Below are 23,824 nucleotides of genomic sequence, written 5' to 3' on the forward strand. Positions count from 1 at the left end.
CATGGAACCTCCTCGGAAAAGGGTACGAGAAAATTCCACTTCTGGCGTCAGCTAACCTGTGGGGGGATTACCAGGCATCCGCATCGTCAACGACGATGATGTTGCTTAGGCTTGCCTCTGCGGCTGCATAGCGGGTCCGCGATGTGGTGCCACCAGATACGGCACTGAGCTCTGCATCGGTCAGTTCGCATGCCAGGTTACGGCTCAGCAGGCGGAAACACCCGGTCATACCATGCTGCTTCGATTCTTGCTTGGACATCGGGAGGACCTCCTTGGGTTGAGAGCGATCCACGAAAACTGGCTCCGGACTTCCCTATCATCTCCTAAAGAAGTGAACCTGGAACCCTTATTCGCCAGCCCCCGCTCACCGCCTGCGGTGGGATGTGGGCGAAGTGCTGCGCCGGCTGGTCGCGCGCGCCGCCGTTGAGCAGGCCGACGACGATCATGCGCAGCAGTTGCTCAACCAGCCCGGCGTATTGTCGCAGGCCTTGCATCGCCTTTCTGCACGCATCGACGTGGTGTTGCAGCAGTACGTCGCTGCACCCAGCGCTACCCGCCGCCAATCGGAGGCGCCATGACACGCCGCCGCCCACCCACCACATCTGCCAGCGCACGGCCCACCCGCACGCGTGCGCGCCCCACGCCGCCCAAGCGGGTGCAGTGGGTTGTTGTGGAACCCGACCGCACCAAGCTGCCACCGATGCTGCCACCCGACCCGGACGCCTCCCCGCAAGGCCCCGGCACGCTACGCGCACCCCGCCGCGCCCGCCGCCCGCGCCAGTGCACCGTCAGCTACACCCATTACCCCGGCGCCCATGACCGCGCCGGCGACCAGCACGTGCCGCACGTCCGCCTCAGCGGCTTATGGCTGGAACAACTGGGCTTTGCCATCGGCACCAAGCTGCGCATCACCGCCAGCGAAGGGCAGCTGCTGATGGAGGTGTTGCCGCCGGTGGAGGCACCGGCCGCATCCCGCAGAGCGCGACGGTAGCTGGAACGAAGTCGCAGTGGCGGTATCGTGGTTCAACAGGCCAACCTTCCCGACTTAAGGAGAACGAAGTCTCGGGCCTTACATTACCAAGGGCCTGGGCCAGATATGCGCATATCGATTGCTTTACTTTCAGTAGCACCTCTTGTGCTTGGCTGTAGCGCCGTGCCCGCTGCAAAGACGCTTCAGCCTGCTGCGTATCCCACGGATATTGCAATTTAATCCTAAATGGATTTTCCTCAAGTTGCCATTTTGGCACCACCTGGCTATATTGCGTCTACCAACAGTAGGAGACATGAGATGAAGTAGGCACGATCAGACCATATAGGCAGCGAGCTCAGACCAAGCCAAGAGCTTGGCCAGCTCCGGTGAAGACGAAATACACATAGGAGTTACCTATGCATGCGACCAGTAATGACCGGGCAAGAATAACGACCCGAGTCACCGCTTACGCGCAGCAAGCAATTGAACAGGCGGCTGAGATGACGGCAACAACGACGAACCAGTTCGTCGCCCAGGCCGCGCTGCGGGAAGCTGAGAGAATCATCGAAGAACATTCGATCATTCGACTAAGCCAGAACGACATGCAGAAATTTCTGGATGCGCTCGATAACCCGAAGCCGGTCTCCGATCGTTTGGCTGTCTCCCTGAAACATCATATGGAGACGAGAAACCATGACACTGGAAGTAGAAGTAGTACCGTTCGCTGGACACCTAAGCCGCGCTGATTTCGATTGCGGCAACAAGGAATTGAACGAGTGGCTGCATACCACGGCGAGCCAGCACCAGAAGCGCGGCGTCAGCCGCACGTTCCTGGCAATTCCGATGAAGGGAAGCTTGTACGCTTGGCACCAGGAAAGATTTGAGGGCATCGAGGACACCACCGTCCTTGGCTACTTCAGCCTGTCATCAGCGCAGGTAATGAACAGCGAGCTGCCACCGGCTGGCTCAAAGCTGCCCCGCAATGTTCCTGTAGTCCGCATGGGCCGCCTGGCGGTGCATCAACGACTGAAAGGGCGCGGCTTCGGCACGATGCTCTTCATGGAAGCCATCGCGCGAGCCGCACAGGTGAGCGAAGCCATTGGCGTCACGGGACTGTTCGTGGATGCCAAGGAAGATGCCGCCCCCTTCTATCAGAAGTTCGGGTTCCAGCCTGCGGCGTCGAACCCTCTCAAGCTCTGGTTGCCTATGGCAAGCATCACTGAGCTTTTGAAAACGTAATACCTCTCCACAGCTCCGTGCGAAAAATCCTCTGACTCAGGTCGGTTCGGGGGTTCTTGCGTTTGGGTAATCGCCCTGGCGATTAGATCCACTTCGGAGCGCGCATCCAGGCGTGGAGTGCAGCGGATGCGCATCGGACGCCCCTTTTACAGCAAGAAACGGATTTTCGTCAGCCAAGTATGTAATGACCCAGCGGTCTCCGCACAGGTCATGTAGCTAAGGCACATGCTTCATCGGGTGCCTTCATGCCCAGCGCCTGATGCGGGCGCCGGTGGAGGGGATTACCCCCATCGAGGTGTCTACAAGCATGAGACAAGTACACCACCGCATAGCCGCGCGTAGTGGCGTAAATCGGCAGCGAGGCTGGATGGAAAACGACAACGGCCGCAGTACGCGGCCGTTGTCGTCAAATCGGGCAGCCAGGATCGTCTTGCCGATTCCCGATTCCCGAATCTCAATGATCGCTGGAGCGCAATCCATCCACATCCAGGATCAGCGCCATGCGGCCGTCGCCGATCAGGGTGGCGCCGGCGTAGCCGGGCAGGCCGCGTAATGCGCGGGGCAGGGGCTTGATCACCACTTCCTCGCGGCCGCGGACCTGGTCCACCACCAGGCCGAAGCGGGTTTCGCCGGCCTGCAGCAGCACCACGGTCAACAGTGGCGGTTGTTCGGCGGGCACGCCTAGCCAGCGGCGCAGGTCGATCAGCGGCAGGGTGTGCGAGCGGCGGTCGAGCACGGCGCGGCCGTCGAACCAGCCCAGCGAGGTCTGCGGGGCGTGCAGCACTTCCACCACGCGCGCCAGCGGCAAGGCGTAGACCGCTTCGCCGGCCTGCACCAGCAGGGTCGGCAGGATCGCCAGGGTCAGCGGCACGCGGATCATGAAGCGGCTGCCGCGGCCCAGTTCGGACTGGATCTGGATCTGCCCGCTGAGTTCGCGGATACGCGATTGCACCACGTCCATGCCCACGCCGCGGCCGGAGATGTCGGTCACCTCGGCCTTGGTCGAAAAGCCCGGCATGAAGATCAGATGCAGGCACTCGTCGGTGCTCAGGCGGGCCGCGGCCTCGGCGTCGATCAGGCCCTTGCCGCGCGCGATCTCGCGCAGCCGCTCCGGGTCGATGCCGGCGCCGTCGTCCTGGATTTCGATGCTGACGTAGTCGCCTTCCTGCTGCGCCGACAGGCGCACATGGCCGCTGCGCGGCTTGCCGGTGGCTTCGCGCAGGGCAGGCGATTCGATGCCGTGGTCGATCGCGTTGCGCACCAGGTGCACCAGGGGATCGGCCAGGGCTTCGACCAGATTACGATCGAGCTCGGTTTCGGCGCCGATCAATTCCAGTTCCACTTCCTTGGACAGGGTGCGCGCAACGTCGCGGGCCACCTTGGGGAAGCGCGAAAACACCTTGCTCACCGGCTGCATACGGGTACGCATCACTGCGGTCTGCAGGCGGGCGGTGGCGATGTCGAGCGTGCTGACGGCACGATCGAGTTCTTCGTCGCGCAGGCGGGTGCGCAAGGTCTTCAGACGGTTGCGCGAGAGCACCAGCTCGCCGATCAGATTGACGATGGCATCCAGGCGTTTGGTGTCCACGCGCACGGTCTGTTCGGCTTCGGCGCCGCCCTTGGCTGCGCCTTTGCCGGCCGCCTTGGGAGCGGGCGCATGCGCATCGTCGGCATGTGCGGCAGCCGCTGGTTTGGCAGTGGCTGCCTTGGGCGCGGCCTTGACTGCCGGTGGGCCGCTCTTGGCATCGAACTGCGCGATCAGCGTGGCCGGTGCATGCGGCACGGTCTCGCCAGAGCCCATCGCATCCAGCATGGCCTGCAGATAGTCCAGCGATTGCTGCGCGGCGTCGAAGTGATGCGCCTGCAGCACGGCTTGGCCGGAGCGCGCCATGCCGAGGGTTTCTTCAGCGGCGTGGCAGAGCTCCACCATGGGCTTGATCGCCAGGAAGCCGGCGCCGCCCTTGAGCGTGTGGAAGCCGCGGAACACCGCATTGAGCTGATCGGCTTCGTCTGGCGCCTGTTCCAGCGAGACCAGCTGTTCGCCGAGGCGATCCAGGATTTCCTGGGCCTCGACGATGAAGTCGGCAGCAATATCGTCTGGAACGGCACTCATGGTTACAACCCCAATCCGGACAGCAAATCGTCGGCGTCGTCCTGCGACACGGCGTGACGGTCCAGGCCCTTGATCGCAGGACCGGCAAGACCGCCGTCGTCTTTCTTCGGCTCGGGATTCTTCGGCGGCAGGCCGAGCGCACCGAAGCCCTCGTGCACGCGGCGCACGATGCCGGCCACGCGGCGGATGATCTGGCCGCTGAGGTCCTGGTAGCTTTGCGCCAGCGACAGCTCGGTGAGGTTGTGGCGCATCTTGTCCATCAGCGCGCCCTGGTCCTGATTGAGGCCGCCATCGCGCAGCTGGTTGGCCAGCACGCGGCATTCCTCGACCAGGTCCAGCGTGCGGTGGCTGGCCTTTTCGGTCATCTCCACCACGTGATCCAGGCGCGAGCAGGCATCGTCCAGCTCACCGGCTTCTTCGGGGACGGTGGGCAGGTCGCCCAGCGCCTGGCCAAGTTCGCGGGCGAGCCGGCTCAGGCTCTGCATCATCGGGCGCGTGCGCAGGGCGGCGAGGTGGTCGACCTCGCGCCGCCAGGCGACCTGGTCACCGCTTTCCAGTGCATCGAGTGCGCCTTGCAGGCGCTCGATCAACGCGGCACGTTCGGCATCGGTTTCCACGGTGGCGTTCATCAGGCGGTCGCCGCCAGACGTTCGAACACCTTGCCCAGCTTTTCTTCCAGCGTCTGCGCGGTAAACGGCTTGATGATGTAGCCGTTGACGCCGCACTGGGCCGCTTCGATGATCTGCTCGCGCTTGGCTTCGGCGGTCACCATCATCACCGGCAGGTGCTTGAGCTTGGCGTCGGCGCGGATGTTGCGCAGCAGGTCGATGCCGGTCATGCCGGGCATGTTCCAGTCCGTCACCACGAAGTCGAACGGGCCCGCGCGCAACGCGGCCAGCGCGCTGTTGCCGTCTTCGGCCTCTGCGGTATTGGTGAAGCCGAGATCCGCCAACAGATTCTTGACGATGCGTCGCATCGTCGAGAAGTCGTCCACGATCAGGATCCGCATGTTCTTGTTCACATCAAGCTCCTAACACGAAAAATTACGCGAAAAATTCAGTCGTCGACTTCGACGCCGGCATCGGCCAGTTCGAAGACCTTGAGGCGGCCACGCAAACGCACCACCGCCTGGCCATGGATCTGGCACACGCGCGATTCGCTGACGCCCAGCACGGCGCCGATTTCCTTCAGGTTCAATTCCTGTTCGTAGTACAGCGAGAGCACCAGCTGCTCGCGCTCGGGCAACTGGCCGATGGCCTTGCCCAGCTCGCGGCCGAATTCGCCACGCTCCATCATCTGCTGCGGATTGGGGCCACCCTTGGCGGTGGTGTCCAGCTCGCCGTGATCTTCGATGCGCGATTCCAGGCTCAGCACCTGGCCACGTGCGGCGTCTTCCATCAGGCGCAGGTAGTCGGGCAGCGGCATTTCCATGGCGGCGGCCACTTCGGTGGCGGCGGCGGCGCGGCCGGTGTTCTGCTCGATCTTGCGCACGGCAGCAGCGGCGTCGCGGGCGCGGCGGTGCACCGAACGCGGCACCCAGTCACCCCTGCGGATCTCGTCGATCATCGAGCCGCGGATGCGGATCGAGGCATAGGTTTCGAACGAGGCACCCTGGTCGGAGTCGTAGCTGCGCGAGGCTTCGATCAGGCCGATCATGCCGGCCTGGATCAGGTCGTCCACTTCCACGCTGGCCGGCAGGCGCGCGGCCAGATGGTGGGCGATGCGGCGGACCAGGTCGGCGTGCTGGGTCACCACGTCGTTGGCGTTGTTGCGCTGCACGGCGCGGTACTGCGCGCTGGCCGTGGTGGCGGTAGCGGTGCTCATGCGGCCACTCCCCGTTGGATGATGCGTTCGACAAAGAACTCGACGTTGCCGCGCGGCACGGTGGGTGCCTGCCAGCGCGAGGTACGGCGTGCGATTTCGGCAATCGCCTGCGCCGACGGACTGGACGGGTAGGCCTTGATGACGGGTTGCTGACGCTGCACCGACAGGCGCAGCCAGTCGTCCTGCGGCACGTGGCCGAGATAGTTCAGCGAGACGTCGCCGAGGAACTTTTCGCAGACCCGGGAGAGCTTGTCGTACAGCAGGCGGCCTTCGTTGGGGTCACGCACCATGTTGGCGATGATCTGCAGGCGGTCCACGCCGCGTTCGCGCGAGAGCACCTTGATCAGCGCGTAGGCGTCGGTGATCGAGGCCGGCTCGTCGCAGACCACCACCACGGTGTCCTGGGCGGCCTGGCAGAAGGTCAGCACGCTGTCGGTGATGCCGGCGGCGGTGTCGATGACCATCACGTCCAGGTCGCGTTCCAGTTCGGAGAACACGTTGACCAGGCCGATGTGCTGGGCCGGGGCCAGTTCGGCCATGTGGCGGCGACCGGACGCGGCCGGCACCACCAGCACGCCGCCGGGGCCTTCGATGATCACTTCATCGAGCGTGCAACGGCCGGCGATCAGGTCGGCCAGGGTGTACTTGGGCGAGAGTCCCAAGACCACATCCAGGTTGGCCAGGCCAAGGTCGGCGTCGAGCAGCAGGGTGCGCTTGCCCATGTCGGCAAGCGCCACGGCCAGGTTGGCGGAGATGTTGGTTTTACCCACGCCACCCTTGCCACCGGTCACGGCAATGGTGCGCACCGGGCCCAAAGGCTCGGGACGGGTCGCCGACAGGGGGAAGGCGTTGGTCAGCTTGGCGTATTCACGCGACTGCATGGTTGTGCTCCGGAGTACAGGGCTTATCGGCAGCGCGCCGCAAATCTTCAAGACGAAGAACGAGACTGGCGGCATTGGCGCGGTGCAGGTCGTCGGGGACCCGCTGTCCGTCAGTCACCCAGGTGATGGGCATTTGGTGGTCGACCACCACCGACAAGGCGCTGCCGAAGCGGCCGGTCTCGTCGAGTTTGGTCAGCACCACGCCTTGGGGCTTGGCGTGGGCGAAGCGGCGCACGACCTCGTCGAGGTCGGCGAAATGCGAGTTGGCGGGCAGCACCAGCAGCGAGGTGACCTGCTGGGCGGCGCGCAGCCAGTTCAACTGAGCGGCCAGGGCGCGGTCGCGCTGGCCCATGCCGGCGGTGTCGATCAGCACCAGCTTGTAGTCGCGCAGACGCTCCAGCAGCTCCAGCAGGCTTTCGGCGCTATCGGCCTCGTGCACGGCGATGCCGAGCTGACGGCCGTAGCTGTGCAGCTGTTCGCGGCCACCGACGCGCAAGGTGTCGGTGGTGACCAGGGCCACGTCGCGCGGGGCGTGCTGGGCGGCGAAGCGCTGCGCCAGCTTGGCGATGGTGGTGGTCTTGCCGGCGCCGGTGGGGCCGACCAGGGCGATCACGCCGCCACGTTCCAGCGGGTCGACCGGGGCCACCGGCAGGCGCTTGGACAACAGGCCCAGCATCAGCCCGCGGCCACGGTGCAATTCGGTATCGGCCGGGATCTGCATGGCGATGTCGCGGGTCAGACCGGCGTCGAAGCCGTAGTCGTCCATCAGCTCCAGGGCCTGCGCACGCACCGGGGAGCCGCGCAGGCGCTCGTCGGTGAGGCGGTTCATTTCGCGCTCGATCATCTGCCGCATCAGCGCCAGTTCGCCGCGCAGCTGCTTGAGTTCTTCGTCGTTCTGCGCGACCGGCGCCGCAGCCACCGGCACCGCGGCCAGCGCGGCGGGGGCAACGACGATCGGCGGCAGCGCAGCCGGCGGCAGGATCTGCGGCAGGGCGTCGTCCAGATCGAAGTCGGCCTCATCGGCGAAGGCGTCGTCGTCCTGGCCATGTGCGGCGTAGGCCGGGGCGGCGGCAGCGATCGGAGCCGGAGCCGGGCTCGGAGCGGTCTGCAGCGCCGGGCGCTGAACCGGGGCGGTGGTCAGGAAGTCGGCGAACAGCTGTTCCGGCACCGCCGACAGCGCGTGGTCCTGGCGCTGCGCCACCGGGGCGGCCAGCTCCTGCACGGCCGGCATCGGCGCGCCGCTGCGGATCGGGGCGGCCACCGGGGCCTGACGCGGCACGCTGACCGGCTGGCGCAGGGCCATGGCGGCGATCATCTCTTCAGCGGCGCTGGCAACGCGCTGGCGGTGGCTCATGCCGGCCTCGGCGGCTGGCTTCAGCGGAGCATGCACCGGCGCGGCGGGGCGGGCCGCCGGCTGGGCCGGGGCCTGCTGCACCGGAGCCTGCTGCACGGGCGCCTGCTGGGCGGGCGCGGCGCTGGCCGGGGTCTCGGCGCGGGCGGTTTCCAGGGCGCGCTGCACCAGTTCTTCGTCGTAATTGCTGGCCGCGACGATTTCGATGCCTTCGGCAGTGCGGCGGTTGGACAGGATCACCGCATCCGGGCCGTGCTCGTCACGCACCATGCGGAATGCGGTGCGCATGTCCGGGGCAACAAAGCGTTTGATCTTCATGCCACGTGCCTCCAGGAACGGGACCCGCCGGACGCCGGACGGGTGCGCGATGAATGTGGGTGTGTTGCCAGCGTCATGAGTTGCATGTCCCGTTTGTGTTCCAAGTCCTGCCATCCGCCCCGCAGCGGTGGAGCTGTCTGCGGTCTCGCCAGAGCTAATGCATGTGGTGTGCCAAAACCGCAGTGCTGGATTTCTGGCGCTCGATCAGGAGGGTTGCGCGTGCGGCGGCTGCCCCTGCTGCCCCCATCCGCCCTTCGGGCACCTTCCCCCGCAGGCGGGGGAAGGGAGGCGTTTGCAGGCAGGGGAAGCAGGCGTTGGTGCAACGTCGCTGCAGCGCTGGCAACCCGTTGCCTTCTCCCGCGGGCGGGAGAAGGTGGCGCGCAGCGCCGGATGAGGGGCGTTGGTCTTTAGCTGATCGTGCCGACCAGCTTCAGGCGCTTGTCTTCCGGCACTTCGCTGTAGGCCAGCACCGACAGGCTGGGCACGCTGTGGCGGACCAGGCGGGCCAGCGCGGCGCGTACCTGGCCGGGGACCAGCACCACCGCCGGTTCATTGCGGGCTTCCTGCTTGCCCACGCAATCGGCCAGGCTCTGGTGCAGGCGCTCGGCCAGGCCGGGTTCCAGTGCCACGCCATTGCCGTGGGTGGATTCCTGCAGCACGCGCTCCAGCTGCGGGGCCAGGGTGAACACCGGCAGTTCGGCGGACATGCCGGCGATCTCCTGCACGATGAAGCGGCCCAGCGAGGTGCGTACCGCTGCGGTGAGGGTGGCCGGGTCCTGGCTGTGCGGGGCGTGCTCGACCAGCGCTTCGACGATCTTGCGCAGCTGGCGTACCGGGATGCGCTCGATCAGCAGGTTCTGCAGCACGCGCACCACCACCGACAGCGGCAGCGCCTTGGGGGTGAGGTCCTCGACCATCTTGGGCGCGGTCTTGGCCAGGGTTGCCAGCAGCTGCTGCACTTCTTCGTGGCCGAGCAGTTCGGGGGCGTGTTCGCGGATCAGGTGCGACAAATGGGTGGCGACCACGGTGGCCGGGTCGACCACGGTATAGCCCATCGATTCGGCATAGGCGCGCTGGTGCGGCTGGATCCAGGTGGCGTCCAGGCCGAACGCCGGGTCCTTGCCGGGAATGCCGTCGAGCTGGCCGAGCGCGCCGCCCGGGTCCAGCGCCAGTTCGCGGTCGGGGTAGATTTCGGCGGTGGCCACCGGCACGCCGTGCACCAGCAGCCGATACGCATTGGCGGACAACTCCAGGTTGTCGCGGATATGCACCGGCGGCACCAGGAAGCCGATGTCCTGGGTGAGCTTGCGGCGCACGCCCTTGATGCGCGCCATCAATTCGCCACCCTGGTGCTTGTCCACCAGCGGGATCAGCCGGTAGCCCACTTCCAGGCCCAGCGGGTCGATCGGGCGCAGTTCGTCCCAGCTCAGTTCCGCGCTGGCCTGGGCGGCAGTGGCCGCCGCAGCCGCCTGCGGGTCGGCGGCCGCATCCCCTGCCGCCGGCGCCACCAGGCTGCGCTTGTACATTTTCCAGGCGATCACGCCCAGGATCAGGCCCAGCGTCAAAAACGCGACGTTCGGCATGCCCGGCACCAGGCCGACCAGGCCCAGGATGGCCGCGGCCACCGCCAGTGCGCGATGCTGGCCGAACACCTGGCTGATCATTGCCCCGCGCATGTCCTGCGCCCGCGAGGCGCGGGTCACCAGCAAGGCCACCGAGGACGACACCAGCAAGGCCGGCAGCTGCGCCACCAATCCGTCGCCGATCGACAGCAGGGTATAGGTGGACGCGGCATCCACGAAGCTCATGCCGTGCTGGAACATGCCGACGGCCATGCCGCCGATGAGGTTGATGAACAGGATCAGGATGGCGGCGATGGCGTCGCCGCGGATGAACTTGTTGGCACCGTCCATCGCGCCGTAGAAGTCGGCTTCCTCGCGGACTTCCTCGCGGCGGGCCTTGGCTTCCTCACGCGTCAGCAAACCGGCGTTGAGGTCGGCGTCGATGGCCATCTGCTTGCCGGGCATGGCGTCCAGGATGAAGCGCGCGGTCACTTCCGACACGCGCCCGGCACCCTTGGTGATGACCACGAAGTTGATGATGGTCAGGATCGCGAACACCACGATACCCACGGCGTAGTTGCCGCCGATCACGAACTGGCCGAAGGCCTCGATGACCTTGCCGGCCGCGGCATGGCCGTCCTGGCCGTTGATCAGGATCACGCGGCTGGAGGCCACGTTCAGCGCCAGCCGCAGCATCGTGGTCATCAACAGCACGATGGGGAAAATGGTGAATTCCAGCGGGCGCTGCACGTACACCACCGCCAGCAGCACCATCAGGGAGATGGCGATGTTGAAGGTGAACAGCGCGTCCAGCACCGGCGCGGCCAGCGGGACCATCAGCATGGCCAGCATGGCCATCAGGGCCAGCGGGGCACCCAGGCCGTTGCGCAGCAACTCCATGACGCGGCGGGCGTTCAGCGGGGCGGGTTGGGCGCTCATGCGCTGGCCCCCTTGCCGAACTCATCCACCTCGAGCGAGGGCAGTTCCGGCATCGGGCCGCCGTTCCACCCGCGCAACTGGTAGACGTAGGACAGGACCTGGGCCACGACCGAATAGAGTCTCACGGGAATTTCCTTGCCGATTTGAGCTTCCCTATACAAGGCGCGTGCCAAAGGCGGGGCGGTGACGATCGCCACCCGGTGCTGTTCGCAGGCTTCGCGGATGCGGAAGGCCATTTCGTCCACGCCCTTGGCCACCACGATCGGGGCGCGCATCTTGCCGCCTTCGTACTTGAGCGCCACCGCATAGTGGGTCGGATTCATCAGCACCACGTCGGCCTTCGGCACCGCTTCCATCATCTGGCGCTGCGACATCTGCATCTGCATCTGGCGGATGCGGCCCTTCACTTCCGGGCTGCCCTCGCTTTCCTTCATCTCGCGCTTGATCTCTTCGCGGGTCATCTTCAGCTTCCGCAGCCAGTTCCACTTCTGGTACGGCGCGTCGATGGCCGCCAGCAGCACCAAGGCGCCTGCGGTGTAGAACAGCAGGCTCTTGGTGAAGTCCAGGCCGTTGCCCACCGCCTGTTCCAGCGGCTGGTTCACCAGCGCGCGCAGGCCGGGCAGGCTCTTGGAGATGCACAGCCAGGCGGCCAGGCCGACGAACAGCAGGCGCAGCACCGACTTGACCAGCTCGGCCAGGCTGTTGCTGCCCCACATGCGCTTGATCCCGTTCATCGGGTTGAGCTTGGTGAGGTCGGGCATGATCGCCTTGCTGGAAAAATGCAGGCCGCTCATCATCAGCGGCCCGGCCAGCCCGGCCAGCAGGCACACGCCGATCAGCGGCAGCATCACCCACAGCAACTGCAGCAGCAGGTCGCCGAAATGGCCGAACAGGGCCATCGGGTTTTCGCGCATCTTAGGGTCGGGGCTGAGTGCGGTCTTCATCCAGACCGCCGCGCCATCGCCAATGCCGCCGGCCAGTGCCATCAACCCGAACACGCCGGCGCCAAACACCGCGGCGGTGGACAGCTCACGCGATTGCGGGAAGTTGCCCTGCTCGCGGGCCTCGCGCAGGCGTTTTTCGGTGGGAAGCTCTGTACGCTCGCCGCCGTCTTCGGACTCGGACATAGGGATGCCGATGGGGGATTACGCCCTCTGATGCAAGCGGCATTCCAGAACCGCGGCCGCCAGCCCCGGACGCCGGCAGCGCCACAGCGTGCCAAGCCTGCAGGCGGCGATCGTCCTGGACCGTGATCGTCCTGGACCGTTCACCCGTTCACCCGTTCACCCGCTCTGCCGCCAGCTCGCCCAGCGGCCGAGCACGGGCACGCGCAATGCGCCGACGCGCCCCCACGGGGAGCCTGGGTCCCCGGTGCATGGGGCGCGCGCTCAGGCCACCGAAATCTCCGGTTCTTCCGGCTCGATGCGGTTGCGGCCGTGGCGCTTGGCCCGATACAAGGCCTCGTCCGCACGCGCCAGCAGGGTGGCGGCGGTGTCGCCGACGCGGTACCACGCCACGCCGATCGAGCAGGTCACCTGCAGCGCGCGCGCAGCGCCCACCTCGTAGGGCGACAGGCTGATCGCCTCGTGGATGGCGCGCAGCCGATGCTGGCCCTGACGGGTCATGCCGGGCAGCAGCAACAGCAGTTCTTCACCGCCGTACCGGCCCACCTTGTCCGAATCGCGCAGGCAGGCGGTGAGCCGCGCGCCCACCTTGGCCAGCACCGCATCGCCGACCAGGTGGCCGTGTTCGTCGTTGACCTGCTTGAAGTGGTCCAGGTCGATCAACACCACCGCCAACGGGTGTTCCGCATGCGCGCAGGCCTGCAGTTCCTCGCCCATGGCCTCGAGAATGCCGGAGCGGTTGAGCAGGCCGGTGAGCGCGTCGTGGCTGGCCTTCAGCGCCAGCGCGGCGCGTGCGCTTTCCAGCTCGTGCTTCTCGCGTTCGAGCTGATAGGTGCGCTCGGCCACCAGCTCGGCCAGCATGCGCTCGCGCGCCATCAGATGACGGTGGCGCCAGCTCCACAGCCCGATCAGCAGGCCGCTGCCGATCAGCAGGTACAAGGCAATCGCCGGCGGGCTGCGCCACCACAGCGGTGCCACCGCAAAGGCCAGGTCCACGACCGGCGAGGCGGTGCGCCGATAGCGGTCCAGCACCTGCACCTGCAGGCGGAAGTGCCCGGACGGCAGCGGCGGTTGGTCGATCGACAGGTCGTCGCTCTGGATCCATTCGTCGTGTAGGCCGAGCAGGCGATAGCGCACGGTCAGCCGGCTCGGGTCGTCGTAGACCTCCATCGTGGACAGTTCGATATGCAGCGGTTTGTCGCTCCAGCCCAGCAGCTGTCCGCTGCGGATCGGGACGCCGCCGCGGCTGACGCTGTCGATCCGCACGCTGGGCTGGCGATCGTCGAACAGCCGCGCCGGGTCGGCCAGATGGCTGACGCCGCGCGCGGTGCCGATCCACACCGAACCATCCGGATCCTCGGCGAACGCCGCTTCGGACACGTCGTCCCAGATCAGCCCCTGCGATTGCGACAGATGCGCCCAGCGCTCGCCGTCATAGACCTCCACGCCACGCGCATGGCCCACCCAGATCCGGCCCACGCTGTCGCCGCGCAACAGGTACACACCCACATCGCGCAGCGCGTCGTCGCTGATGGCCTGCAGGTCCACGCCGTCGGCCAGCACCCTGCCGTGCCAGACGCCGGGGCGGTAGAACGCCAGCCACACTTCGCCGCTGTCGCTGATATGGAACTTGCTCACCCACGGCTCGGCATCGCCACCGTTGACCTTCACCGGCACCTTGGCCCAGTGCGCGCCGCGCAGCCGGAACAGACCGTTGGCGCTGGACACCCACAGCGTGCCGTCGGCGGTCTGCTGGATATCGGTGTAGGCAATGGCGGGCATGCCGGCAACCGGCTGCAGCGCGCCACCCTCGAGCGGGCGCTCGATCACGAACAGTCCGCCGGCGGTGAGGATCCATAGCCGGCCCTGGCGATCCAGGAGCAGGCGTCTGGCGGTGCGCGGGAGTTTGGCCACCTCGGCGTTGCGACCATCGGGCCAGAAGCGCTGCAGGTGGCCGGCCGAGTTGAGCGTCCACAGGCTGCCGTCGCTGCTGCGCTGCATGCCCACGATCTGGATGCCGGCTTGCGGCAGCGCCGGTGCAAAGCGCCCGCCCGGATGCGCCTGCCGTCCCACGCCGTGCTCGTTGCCGACCAGCAAGGCGTGCTGCGCATCGCGTGCAATGGACCAGGTCGGGGCGGGCGGCATGCCCTGGGTGGCGTCCCAGTTCTCGATCCATTCGTAGCCGGCCCAACGCACCAGGCCTTCGCCGTCCACGGTCATCCAGAGGTCGCCGTCGCGGTCGACCACGATCGCATCGCTGCTGCCCGGTGGCAGCCCGTTGTCGGCGCCGAAGGTCCGCCAGCGGCCGTTTTCCCAGCGCACCAGGCCATCGTTGCGGCGCACCAGCACGCGTCCTTCGCGATCCATCACCAGCGGTGCCTGTCGTCCGACCGTGCTGCCGTCCAGCAATGGCAGCGGCCGCACGCTGAAGCGGTCGTCACCCGGCGCGCGGTGGAGCAGGGTCCCGGCGCCGCGGGCCCACAGCCCGCCGTCGCGATCGCGCAGCACGCTGGACCAGCGATCCTCCGGCACGCCCTGGTCGGGGCCATAGACCTGCACCCGGCGTTGCGCGTCGATGGCGCACAGCTTGCGCGCGCACCCCACCCACAGGGTGTCGCCCTCCACCGACAGACTCATCGCCTTGGACAGTTCCGGCACCCGCACCCGCGTGGCGGTGTCCAGCAGGTAGTCGCTATGCCACTTGCCGTTGCTGCGCGGGCGCAGCATCTCCAGTTCGCCGCCGTTGAGCATCACGGTGCCCCACGACGGGCTGGCCAGCAGCAGGCCGTCCTGCAGATGCTCGGCCTCGTCGCGGGCAAGCTTGCGGAAGCCATGTTCGTCGCCGACGAACAGCGCCTGGAACCCGGCAACCCACAGGCGACCGTCCGGCGCTTCGCTCATGGCGGTGATCGGTTCGTTGCGCAGGCCGTCCAGCGGAACCTGCTGAAAGATGCGGCCGTTGTAGCGATACAGGCCGCTCTCGGTGCATACCCACAGCAGGGTATGGCGGGTCTGCAACAGGCAGGTGCCGGCCAGGCCGAGCAGGCCCTGATCGTGGGCATAACGCCGAATGCTGGCGCTCTGCGCACCGGCCAGGTCCGCAAACGACAGCAGGGCCAACAGCAGCACCGCGGTCAGCGGTGGCATTCGGCCTGACGACCTCGATTGGCGGTGCAGGAACCCCACGGGCGTTTCGATCTCCCACGCATCCAAGCGTATGGTCCGCGCCCTCGCGCGGACGTCTCACGCTTGCCATTGGCGGCCCCATCCCAGGCCACGATCTATCGACTAGCGGCTGTGCATGCGACTTACTTTAATTGCATTTGACAATCGATCGACGCGGTGAATCAGCGGGCCGGACCGTGCCGCAGTCCTGCCGTGGAACGGCCGAGACCAGCGTCAATGCACGATCTGGATCGCGGTCAAGGCTGCAGCGCAAAGCTGAGCGCCAGGGCGGCGGCGCTGGCGCGGAGCGACCATCACGCCGCTGGCCAACCAGCGCGCCGTGCGCTGATCGGACCTTGTGGCAGTGAGGGCGCGCACGCCATGTCGGTACACACGCCGGCCCTGCGCAGCGCTGCCGCGGCGTTGCACCGGTCGGATCAGTCGAGATGACCGGCCGGTGCGGCAGGGCGCACCGGCCCATGGTCGTAATCGATGCGATTGCGGCCGCTGCGCTTGGCGGCGTACAGCGCTGCATCGGCGCGGGCCAGCAATTGTTCGAGGGTTTCGCCGGGCTGGAACCAGGCCACGCCGATCGAGCAGGTGACATGCAGCCAGCCGCCATCGATGGGGTAGTCGCCGCAGATGCCGCGGTGCAGGGCATCCAGCCGATGCGTGGCCTCCTGCGCCAGCCCCGGCATCAGCGCCAGCAATTCCTCGCCGCCGTAACGGCCGATGCGGTCCTCGCCACGCACCAGCGTATCCATCCGCCGGCCCACCCCGGCCAGCACCGCGTCGCCGGCCAGGTGGCCGTGCTGGTCGTTGACCAGCTTGAAATGGTCCAGGTCGATCAGCACCACCGCCAACGGCCGCGCCGTCGCATCGGCGCGTTCCAGCATGTCGCGCAGGGCCGCCAGAATGCCGGCGCGGTTGAGCAGGCCGGTGAGTTCGTCGTGGGTGGCCTTGAGCGCGAGCGCGGCACGGGCCGATTCCAGATCGCGCTTGTCCTGCTCCAGCTCGGCGGTGCGTTCGGCCACCAGCTGCTCCAGCTCGCGCTTGCGGCGCAGCAGCTTGGCGGTACGCCAGCGCAGCAGCACGATCACCGCTGCGATGGCCAGCACCCCATAGCCGATCAGTGCGGGGATGCCGCGCCACCAGGGTGGGCGCAGCACGAAGTGGAACCGCGCCACCGCGCTTGCGCTGCGTTGATAGGCATCCAGCGCCTGCACCTCGAGCGTGTAACGGCCTGGTGGCAGCAGTGGGTAGGTGAGATGGCTGAGCGAGGTGGTGGTCCAGCGCGCCTGATGGCCTTCCACGCGATAGCGGAAACTGATCCGCTCGGCGCCGCCTTCGACGCCAGGCGTGCGAAGCTCGATGTCCAGCGGCGTTTCCGACCAGTCCAGCGCGCTGCCGGCCCGGACGATCTGGGTGCCGCGACGGACCTGGCCGATCTCGACCTTGAGCGCCTGTGCCACAAACAACCGCTGCGGGTCGCGCAGATGGCTGAGCCCTCTGCTGCTGCCGATCCAGATGCTGCCGTCGTCGTCTTCCAGAAACGCATTGGACGAAAGGTCGTCCCACAGCAAGCCTTCTGCACGGGTGATGCGCGACCAACGTCCCTGCTGGTACAGATCCAGCCCCTGGCTGCTGCCCACCCATAGCCGTCCCTTGCGATCGTGACGCAGGATGAATGGCATCACCCTGGACAACAACGGGTCGTCCACCGCCTGGACCGGCAGGCTGCCATCGGCCTGCAGGCGGCCATGCCATAGCCCGGTTTCGCGCAACGACAGCCAGATTTCGCCATCGGGTGCGAAATCGATCTGGTACATGTCCTGCGTGGGCAACGTCCCGGTGACCGGCACGTGCACCCATGTCGTGCCGTCACGCCGGTACAGACCATCGCCGGTGGCAGCCCACAGGCGGCCTTGGGGGTCCAGGTCGATATCGCCAATGAACCTGGTCGCCATCGCCGGATCGGAGACCAGCGTGTAAGGCGGGCTGGCTTGGCCGTGCCCGAGCCCGCGCGAGGTCGCAATCCAGACCGAACCGGTGGCATCGAACAGGATCTTGTAGCCCGGCCGCGGCAGATCCATCACCTGCCGGGTCACTCCGGTGACTGGATCGCGCCGCGCGATGGCGCCGGAGTAGTACGACACCCAGGCCGCGCCGTCCGGTGCCACCGCGATGTTCAGCGTCTGCGACAACGGCTTGCCATCCTCCAGCCGCCACGGCTGCGCACGCACGGCGTGTCGCGCGAGCAGGTTGGCACCGCCGTCGGCGCCCACTGCGAGCGTGCCGTCGGGCAGGCGCTGCATCGACCAGATGGGCGCCGACGCCATGCCCTGTGCTTCGGTGAGATGCTCGATGTTGCCGTAGCCGAGCAGGCGCTGCAGCCCGGTCCCGCGCGTGCCGATCCACAAGGTCCCGGTGCTCTGGAACAGCAGCGGGCCAACCATCGCATCCAGCTGCAGGCCCTGATCGGTGCCGATATCGGTCCAATGCGAACCGTCCCAACGCACCAGGCCGTGATCCGACCGCGTCAGCATGCGGCCATGCGCGTCCTCCACCATCGTGGTGGCGCCGGACATGGTTTCGAAGCTGTTGTGCGGATTGGCCGGACGCTCCTGGAAACGGGAGGCGCCGGGTTCGCGCGACACCATGATGCCGCCGCCGCGCAACCACAGCCGGCCGCCACGCTCGCGAAAGATCACGCGCCACCGCCTGGCCGGTACGCCATCGGCGTCGGACAAGGTTTCGACCACGGTGCCATTGGCGTCCAGACGACAGACGCCGGCATTGCAGGACACCCACAGGAACCGGCCATCGGCCAGCAGGGTAGGGCCGGTCTTCAACAAGGTGCCATCGCGCGTTTGCAGTGTCAGCGTCTGCACCTGCCAGGAACCGTCGGCAGCCGGCGTCAGCGCCAGCAGCGCGCCATCACTGATGACGGCCACGCCGTTGCGGTAGCGCGCGATCACGTTGCCCGCATCGGCCCTGATGCGCTTGCCCTCCTTCAACACCTGCAGGAACCGCTCGCCGCTGCGCACGAAGACGCCATTGGCGGTGGCAACCCATAGCCGCCCTGCATCGTCCAGCGTCAGCGCGCGCGTATAGCGGGCATCCAGCCCGCTCTCCCGTTCGACGGGAATGAAGCGGTCGCGTTCGAAGCGGTGCAGCGCCAGCTCGGTCGCCACCCACACCTCGCCGCGCCGGTCTTCGACCAGCCCGTTGATGGTCATGCCCTGCAAGCCGTCTGCCTGCCCGTAATCGCGAAGGCTGTAACTCTGTGCCTGCGCGCCGGTCACGCAGGCCAGCAGCAGCGCGACCGCCAGCAGCCACAGACGCGCCCGCGACGCAGCGCGTCGCGAAGCAGGGCAGGCGAACAGCGCTGAGATGAGCATCGGTTTCCGCGGAAAGAGGGGTGTGCCGATTGAACGGGCCAATCGTCCCCAGCGTTGACGGCGACCGGTTACAAAACTTGAGGTGTGCGCGGTCAGCCCGTCAGTTCTCTGGCGGCATCGAAGGCAGTGTCGAACATGCGTTGCACCGGCGGGGCGAATTCGCTCGCAAAGCTGGACAACAGGAACAGTCCCAGCAACACCGTCAGCGGCAGGCCCAGCTGCATGGGGTTCAGCGCCGGTGCCGCCTTGGCCAGTGCGCCGAAGGCCAGGTTGACCGCCAGCATCGCCACCATCATCGGCAACGCCAGGGTCAGCCCGCCGCGCAGGATCTGCAGGAACAATGTCGGCGCCACCTCGGCAAAGGCGCCGGCATCGGGGATTGCGGTGCCGATCGGCAGCGCCTTGTAGCTGTCCACCAGCAGCGCGATCACCGCCAGGTGGCCGTTGGCAGCAAAGAACAACAGCCCGAAACCGATATAGAACCACTGTGCGATCACGCCGGAGGTCACCCCGCGCATCGGGTCGGACATCTGCGCGAACGACAGGCCGGTGGACTGCGACACCAGCTCGCCGGCCAGCGCGCCCGCCTCGAAGATCAGCTTGAGCATGAAGCCCATGCTCGCGCCCACCGCCAGCTCGCGCGCAATGCTCAGCACTGCGCTGGCGGTGAACCCGTCCCACTCGGGCACCGGCGGCAGGATCGGTGCCAGCGCCATCGCCAGGGTCCCGGTCAGCATGACCCGCACCCGCCCGGGCACGGCGCGCGTGCCGATCAACGGCATGGCGGTCAGCAAGGCGCCGGTCCGCAGCATCGTCCACATGATCGCCCCGACCATCGCAAACGCGCGCTGGCCGTCGATCACCATCTGGGTGGCAGCATCCATCCGCGCCCGCCCGCTAGCCGATCAGATGCGGAATGCGCTGGAACAGCGCGATGGTGAACTCCACCAGATGCCCCAGCAGCATGCTGCCGGTGGCAAACAAGGTGGCCGTCAACGCGACTGCCTTGGCCACGAACGCAATGGTGGGTTCGTTCAACTGGGTGGCGGCCTGCACCACGCCAATGACCACACCGACCACCAGCACCGCCAGCAGCATCGGTCCGGCAATCCACAGGACGGTGACCAGGCCACCACGCAATTCAGTCAGGGCGATTTCAGGGCTCATGAGGTGCTGTGATGCAAGTGGGGTGCCAATGGGGGCGGGGAATCGGGAATCGGGAATCGGGAGGCGGGAATCGGGAATCGGGAATCGGGAGGCGGGAATCGGGAGGCGGGAATCGGGAGGCGGGAATCGGGAGGCGGGAGGCGGGAGGCGGGAGTGTGAATAGGGGGAGGAGAGCTGAGCTGGTTCGACGGTGTATGGGCTCAGGAAGCAGCAGGCTGCAGGAGCTGGCCCCTCTCCTGCGGGAGAGGGGTTGGGGTGAGGGTGCGGGGCGAAGCGAAGCCACCCGTGTTGTATGGCTCCGCTGGGGCATTGCTCCGCTGTAGGCTTCGGCCGCTACTGGCTGCACTGGCTATCGCTGTTGTTGTTTGCTCTGCAGCAGCGTCGGCGCTTGCTGCTCTACCTCGGGACCGCCCACCGAAGCCGGCAAACCGGGTAGGCACGCAAGCAGGGCGGCGCGCATGCAGAGCTTGCGGCTACGAGGCGTTGAAGCTCGCCGCCAGCGTGCCGACCACCAGGACCCAGCCATCCACCAGGATGAACAGCAAAATCTTGAACGGTGCGGAGATCAGCATCGGCGACAGCATCATCATGCCCATCGACATCAGCACGCTGGCCACCACCAGGTCGATGATCACGAACGGGATGAAGATCAGAAAGCCGATTTCGAAGGCGGTCTTCAGCTCGCTGGTCACGAACGAGGCCACCAGCACCGGGAACGGCACCGCGTCCGGGCCGGCGTATTTGCCGTCGCCGGCCATGCCGGCGAAGGTCATCAGATCGGTCTCGCGGATCTGCGCCAGCATGAAGGCGCGCAGCGGCTGGGTGGTCAATGTCCAGGCGGTGGAGAAATCGATCTGGTTGTTGAGGTACGGCTGCAGGCCGGCGCCCCACATCTTCTGCCACACCGGCATCATCACCAGTGCGGTCAGGAACATCGCCAGGCCCAGCAGCACCTGATTGGACGGGGTCTGGCCGGTGCCCAGCGCCTGGCGCAGCAGGCCCAGCACGATGGTGATGCGGGTGAAGGCGGTCAGCACCAGCAGCATCGACGGCAGCAGGGTGATCGCCGTCATCAGCAGCAAGGTCTGCAGCGGCAGGCTGACCGGCTGGTCGCCGATGCGGCCCACGCTCACGTTGGGCAGGTTCGGCAACTGGTTGGAACCGGGCGGTACTGCCGCCGGGGCAGCGGCGGGGGCGGCGGCCTGGGCCATCGACGGCAGCGCGGCCGGGGCGGCGGCGGCCAGCAGCGGGCAGCTCATCACCAGCAGGATCAACACCAGGCGGAGGCTGCGCCCCCAGCGATTCCAGCTACTGAACATGTCACGGATCCTTGCGCAGCTTCTGAGCGAGCAGCTGGGCGAAATTGGGGAGTTGCTTGAGAGTGGGCAGGGTGGGTGCAGGCGTGGGCGGCAGCGGTTCGGGCAGGGTATGCAGGGTGCTGATGCCGCCGGCGGTGACGCCGAGCAACAGCTGCTGGCCGTTCACCTCCACCACCACCACGTGCTCCTTGGCACCCACCGCCAGGCTGGTCACCACGCGCAGGCCCTCGCTGCTGCGAAATCCGCTGCCGGGCATGCGCTTGAGCAACCAGCCCAGGCCGACGATCAGCGCGAGCACCAACAGCAATGCAAAGACTGCGCCAAACAGGCCAGGCGAGGACGGCGCCTGCGCGCCGACCTGGGTGGCCTTTGCCGCGGCAGGCGCCGCGGCGGCCAGCAGGCCGATCACCGCAGCCTCCGGATCCGTTCGCTGGGGCTGACCACATCGGTCAGGCGGATGCCGAAGCGGTCGTTGATGACCACCACTTCGCCATGCGCGATCAGGGTGCCGTTGACGTAGACGTCCAGCGGTTCGCCGGCGCCGCGCTCCAGTTCCACTACCGAGCCCTGGTTGAGCTGCAGCAGGTTGCGGATCGGAATGCGCGCACGGCCCACTTCCAGCGACAGCGTCACCGGCACGTCCAGGATGACGTCCAGGTTGAGGTCGGCGGCATTGTGGTCGTGCTCGGCCTGCAGGCTGTCGAAGGTGGCGGGCGCGGCGTCGAGGATGTCGGAGTTGATCATGAGTTGGAGTCCTGGGAGGGAACGGCGCGCGGGGCTTGCACGCCCGGCGGGCGCACGGCGGTGATCTTGACGGCGTTGTTGCCGTTGGAGACGCCGAATTCGCCGGTGAACAAGGGGATTTCTTCAACGCACAGCGGCACCTGGGCGGGCAGGTCGATCGGCAGGATGTCGCCGACCTTCAGGCCGGTAAGCTGGCGCAGGCTCATGCGCTTGCTGGCCAGCACGCTGGACAGGGTCACTTCGGCGGTGTCCAGCTGCTCGCGCAGCATCACGTTCCAGGAGTCGTCGCGGTCGTTGCGGTCGCTCTGGATGCCGGCATCGAGCAGTTCGCGGATCGGCTCCAGCATCGAATACGGCAGGGTGATGTGGATCTCGCCGCCGCCGCCTTCCAGCTCCACATGGAACCGGCACACCACCACGTACTCGCGCGGGGTGACGATGTTGGCGAAGTGCGGGTTGATCTCCGAATTGATGTACTCGAAGTCCACGTCCATCACCGGCGCCCAGGCTTCCTTGAGGTCGGCGAAGGTCTGCTTGAGCATCAGCTGGATCACGCGCATCTCGGTAGCGGTGAATTCGCGGCCTTCGATGCGGGTATGGAAGCGGCCGTCGCCACCGAAGAAGTTGTCCACCACGGTGAACACCAGGGTGGGTTCGAACACGATCAGGCCGGTGCCGCGCAGCGGCTTGAAGCGGATCAGGTTGAGGTTGGTCGGCACGTACAGCGAGTGCATGTACTCGTTGAACTTGACCAGGTCGATGCCGCGCACCGACAGGTCGGCCGAACGCCGGATCAGGTTGAACAGGCCAATGCGCCACAACCGCGCAAAGCGCTCGTTGACCATCTCCAGGGTCGGCATGCGACCGCGGATGATGCGGTCCTGGCTGGACAGGTCGTACTGGCGCGCCTCGCCGGGCAACGGTTCCGGCTCGGTATTGACCGCACCGGAATCCACGCCGTGCAGCAGGGCATCGATTTCGTCCTGGGAAAGCAGGTCACTGACGCTCATCGGGCAGCCTTACTGGGTAACGAAACTGGTGAACAGCAGTTCTTCGACGCACTTCTTGCCGGTTTCGCTGGTCATGACCTTCTGCGCTTCGGCCAGCGCGGATTTCTGCAGCTTCTGCTTGCCGGCCAGGTCGGCCACGTCGGTGGCCTTGACCTGGGACAGCAGCATCAGCAGGTGCGCGCGGATGGCGGGCGCGTTTTCGGTAATGAGCTTGAGCTCTTCCGGGTCGCGGGTGACCAGCTGCACTTCGACCTGCAGGTACTGCGGGCCATCGCCCGGGTCGGCCAGGTTGACCACGATCGCCGGGTCCATCGGGAAGTACTGGGCCGGCTTGGGCACTTCGGCCACCTTGGGTGCGTCGTGCTTGCCGCCTTTCTCCTCACCCTTGTGACCCAGAAAGAACCAGGCGCCGCCGCCGGCCGCGGCCAGCACGACCACGCCAATGGCGATCAGCAGAAGAGGCTTCTTGCCGCCTTTCTTCTTTTCGTCCTTGTCTTCGCTCTTTTCGGGTTTCTTTGCGGCTGCCACGGTGTGCTCCAGGGGAATGCTCACCCGATGGATGCAATCGGCATGCCAAAACTGCGACGGTTTCCTGGCGCAGCGTGCGCGCAGACGTGAAAACCCCCGCAAGCCTTGCGCTGCAGGGGTGTTGGGCGGCGCCAGCGGCGCCGGGGCAGACGGTTTGCGCAGTGCGCCG

General features: G+C 66.8%; 22 protein-coding genes. 4 read left to right on the forward strand and 18 right to left on the reverse strand.

From position 1 onward, the window contains the following. Positions 1-67: 67 nt before the first annotated feature. Complete coding sequence (locus tag XnspCFBP7698_RS21490) at positions 68-259, reverse strand: bacteriocin (protein WP_123137173.1); 192 nt, start codon at positions 257-259, stop codon at positions 68-70. 112 nt (positions 260-371) lie between these two features. On the opposite strand from XnspCFBP7698_RS21490, the gene XnspCFBP7698_RS00010 reads away from it, so the two are divergent. The 4 genes from XnspCFBP7698_RS00010 (at position 372) to XnspCFBP7698_RS00025 (ending at position 2,209) form a co-directional block, all read left to right on the forward strand. Further along, a complete protein-coding gene (locus XnspCFBP7698_RS00010) occupies positions 372-578 on the forward strand; it encodes a hypothetical protein (RefSeq protein WP_104581806.1) in 207 nt (68 codons plus the stop codon). Continuing rightward, positions 575-991, forward strand: a complete 417-nt coding sequence (locus tag XnspCFBP7698_RS00015; RefSeq protein WP_104581805.1) for a SymE family type I addiction module toxin — start codon at positions 575-577, stop codon at positions 989-991. The genes XnspCFBP7698_RS00010 and XnspCFBP7698_RS00015 overlap by 4 nt, the downstream gene beginning before the upstream one ends. Positions 992-1,386: 395 nt before the next feature. Next, the gene (locus XnspCFBP7698_RS00020; RefSeq protein ID WP_104581804.1) at positions 1,387-1,716 is read left to right on the forward strand and encodes a DUF1778 domain-containing protein; all 330 of its coding nucleotides are present in this window, start codon (positions 1,387-1,389) and stop codon (positions 1,714-1,716) included. Then, a complete protein-coding gene (locus tag XnspCFBP7698_RS00025; RefSeq protein ID WP_104581803.1) occupies positions 1,664-2,209 on the forward strand; it encodes a GNAT family N-acetyltransferase in 546 nt (181 codons plus the stop codon). The genes XnspCFBP7698_RS00020 and XnspCFBP7698_RS00025 overlap by 53 nt, the downstream gene beginning before the upstream one ends. Before the next feature lie 454 nt (positions 2,210-2,663). On the opposite strand, the gene XnspCFBP7698_RS00030 is transcribed toward XnspCFBP7698_RS00025, so the two are convergent. From XnspCFBP7698_RS00030 to XnspCFBP7698_RS00110, 17 genes are all read right to left on the reverse strand, one after another. After that, positions 2,664-4,322 (reverse strand): chemotaxis protein CheA, encoded by a 1,659-nt coding sequence (locus tag XnspCFBP7698_RS00030; protein ID WP_104581802.1) that lies wholly within the window; start codon positions 4,320-4,322, stop codon positions 2,664-2,666. Positions 4,323-4,324: 2 nt separating this feature from the next. Next, the gene (locus XnspCFBP7698_RS00035; RefSeq protein WP_104581801.1) at positions 4,325-4,951 is read right to left on the reverse strand and encodes a protein phosphatase CheZ; all 627 of its coding nucleotides are present in this window, start codon (positions 4,949-4,951) and stop codon (positions 4,325-4,327) included. Next, positions 4,951-5,343 (reverse strand): chemotaxis response regulator CheY, encoded by a 393-nt coding sequence (cheY, locus tag XnspCFBP7698_RS00040; protein ID WP_014507662.1) that lies wholly within the window; start codon positions 5,341-5,343, stop codon positions 4,951-4,953. The genes XnspCFBP7698_RS00035 and cheY overlap by 1 nt, the downstream gene beginning before the upstream one ends. 35 nt (positions 5,344-5,378) lie before the next feature. Further along, a complete protein-coding gene (locus XnspCFBP7698_RS00045) occupies positions 5,379-6,146 on the reverse strand; it encodes an RNA polymerase sigma factor FliA (protein ID WP_039414775.1) in 768 nt (255 codons plus the stop codon). After that, positions 6,143-7,027 carry a MinD/ParA family protein gene (locus XnspCFBP7698_RS00050; protein WP_005996239.1) on the reverse strand — a complete coding sequence of 295 codons (885 nt, stop codon included), beginning with the start codon at positions 7,025-7,027 and terminating at the stop codon, positions 6,143-6,145. Before XnspCFBP7698_RS00050 ends, XnspCFBP7698_RS00045 begins: the two co-directional genes overlap by 4 nt. Beyond that, positions 7,014-8,696, reverse strand: a complete 1,683-nt coding sequence (flhF, locus tag XnspCFBP7698_RS00055; RefSeq protein ID WP_104581800.1) for a flagellar biosynthesis protein FlhF — start codon at positions 8,694-8,696, stop codon at positions 7,014-7,016. The genes XnspCFBP7698_RS00050 and flhF overlap by 14 nt, the downstream gene beginning before the upstream one ends. Positions 8,697-9,103: 407 nt before the next feature. Further along, the gene (gene flhA, locus XnspCFBP7698_RS00060) at positions 9,104-11,197 is read right to left on the reverse strand and encodes a flagellar biosynthesis protein FlhA (RefSeq protein WP_104581799.1); all 2,094 of its coding nucleotides are present in this window, start codon (positions 11,195-11,197) and stop codon (positions 9,104-9,106) included. Then, positions 11,194-12,324, reverse strand: coding sequence for a flagellar biosynthesis protein FlhB (gene flhB / locus XnspCFBP7698_RS00065; protein WP_104581798.1), 1,131 nt, complete (start codon positions 12,322-12,324; stop codon positions 11,194-11,196). Before flhB ends, flhA begins: the two co-directional genes overlap by 4 nt. A 261-nt stretch (positions 12,325-12,585) precedes the next feature. Beyond that, positions 12,586-15,507 carry a ligand-binding sensor domain-containing diguanylate cyclase gene (locus tag XnspCFBP7698_RS00070; RefSeq protein ID WP_199679984.1) on the reverse strand — a complete coding sequence of 974 codons (2,922 nt, stop codon included), beginning with the start codon at positions 15,505-15,507 and terminating at the stop codon, positions 12,586-12,588. 416 nt (positions 15,508-15,923) lie between these two features. Beyond that, positions 15,924-18,887 (reverse strand): ligand-binding sensor domain-containing diguanylate cyclase, encoded by a 2,964-nt coding sequence (locus XnspCFBP7698_RS00075; protein ID WP_104581796.1) that lies wholly within the window; start codon positions 18,885-18,887, stop codon positions 15,924-15,926. A gap of 92 nt (positions 18,888-18,979) precedes the next feature. After that, on the reverse strand, positions 18,980-19,771 hold the full coding sequence (gene fliR / locus XnspCFBP7698_RS00080) for a flagellar biosynthetic protein FliR (RefSeq protein WP_047696075.1): 792 nt from the start codon (positions 19,769-19,771) through the stop codon (positions 18,980-18,982). A gap of 13 nt (positions 19,772-19,784) precedes the next feature. Continuing rightward, the gene (locus tag XnspCFBP7698_RS00085) at positions 19,785-20,054 is read right to left on the reverse strand and encodes a flagellar biosynthetic protein FliQ (protein ID WP_005917968.1); all 270 of its coding nucleotides are present in this window, start codon (positions 20,052-20,054) and stop codon (positions 19,785-19,787) included. A gap of 473 nt (positions 20,055-20,527) precedes the next feature. Continuing rightward, on the reverse strand, positions 20,528-21,373 hold the full coding sequence (fliP, locus tag XnspCFBP7698_RS00090) for a flagellar type III secretion system pore protein FliP (protein ID WP_104580591.1): 846 nt from the start codon (positions 21,371-21,373) through the stop codon (positions 20,528-20,530). 1 nt (position 21,374) lies between these two features. Further along, a complete protein-coding gene (fliO, locus tag XnspCFBP7698_RS00095) occupies positions 21,375-21,782 on the reverse strand; it encodes a flagellar biosynthetic protein FliO (protein ID WP_104580592.1) in 408 nt (135 codons plus the stop codon). Then, positions 21,779-22,117, reverse strand: a complete 339-nt coding sequence (gene fliN, locus XnspCFBP7698_RS00100; RefSeq protein ID WP_039565006.1) for a flagellar motor switch protein FliN — start codon at positions 22,115-22,117, stop codon at positions 21,779-21,781. Before fliN ends, fliO begins: the two co-directional genes overlap by 4 nt. Continuing rightward, positions 22,114-23,127, reverse strand: a complete 1,014-nt coding sequence (gene fliM / locus XnspCFBP7698_RS00105) for a flagellar motor switch protein FliM (RefSeq protein ID WP_047696507.1) — start codon at positions 23,125-23,127, stop codon at positions 22,114-22,116. The genes fliN and fliM overlap by 4 nt, the downstream gene beginning before the upstream one ends. A 9-nt stretch (positions 23,128-23,136) precedes the next feature. Continuing rightward, the gene (locus tag XnspCFBP7698_RS00110; RefSeq protein WP_179455335.1) at positions 23,137-23,679 is read right to left on the reverse strand and encodes a flagellar basal body-associated FliL family protein; all 543 of its coding nucleotides are present in this window, start codon (positions 23,677-23,679) and stop codon (positions 23,137-23,139) included. Positions 23,680-23,824: the final 145 nt, after the last annotated feature.

This window comes from Xanthomonas sp. CFBP 7698 (assembly GCF_003600855.1).
Lineage (GTDB): Bacteria > Pseudomonadota > Gammaproteobacteria > Xanthomonadales > Xanthomonadaceae > Xanthomonas > Xanthomonas cannabis.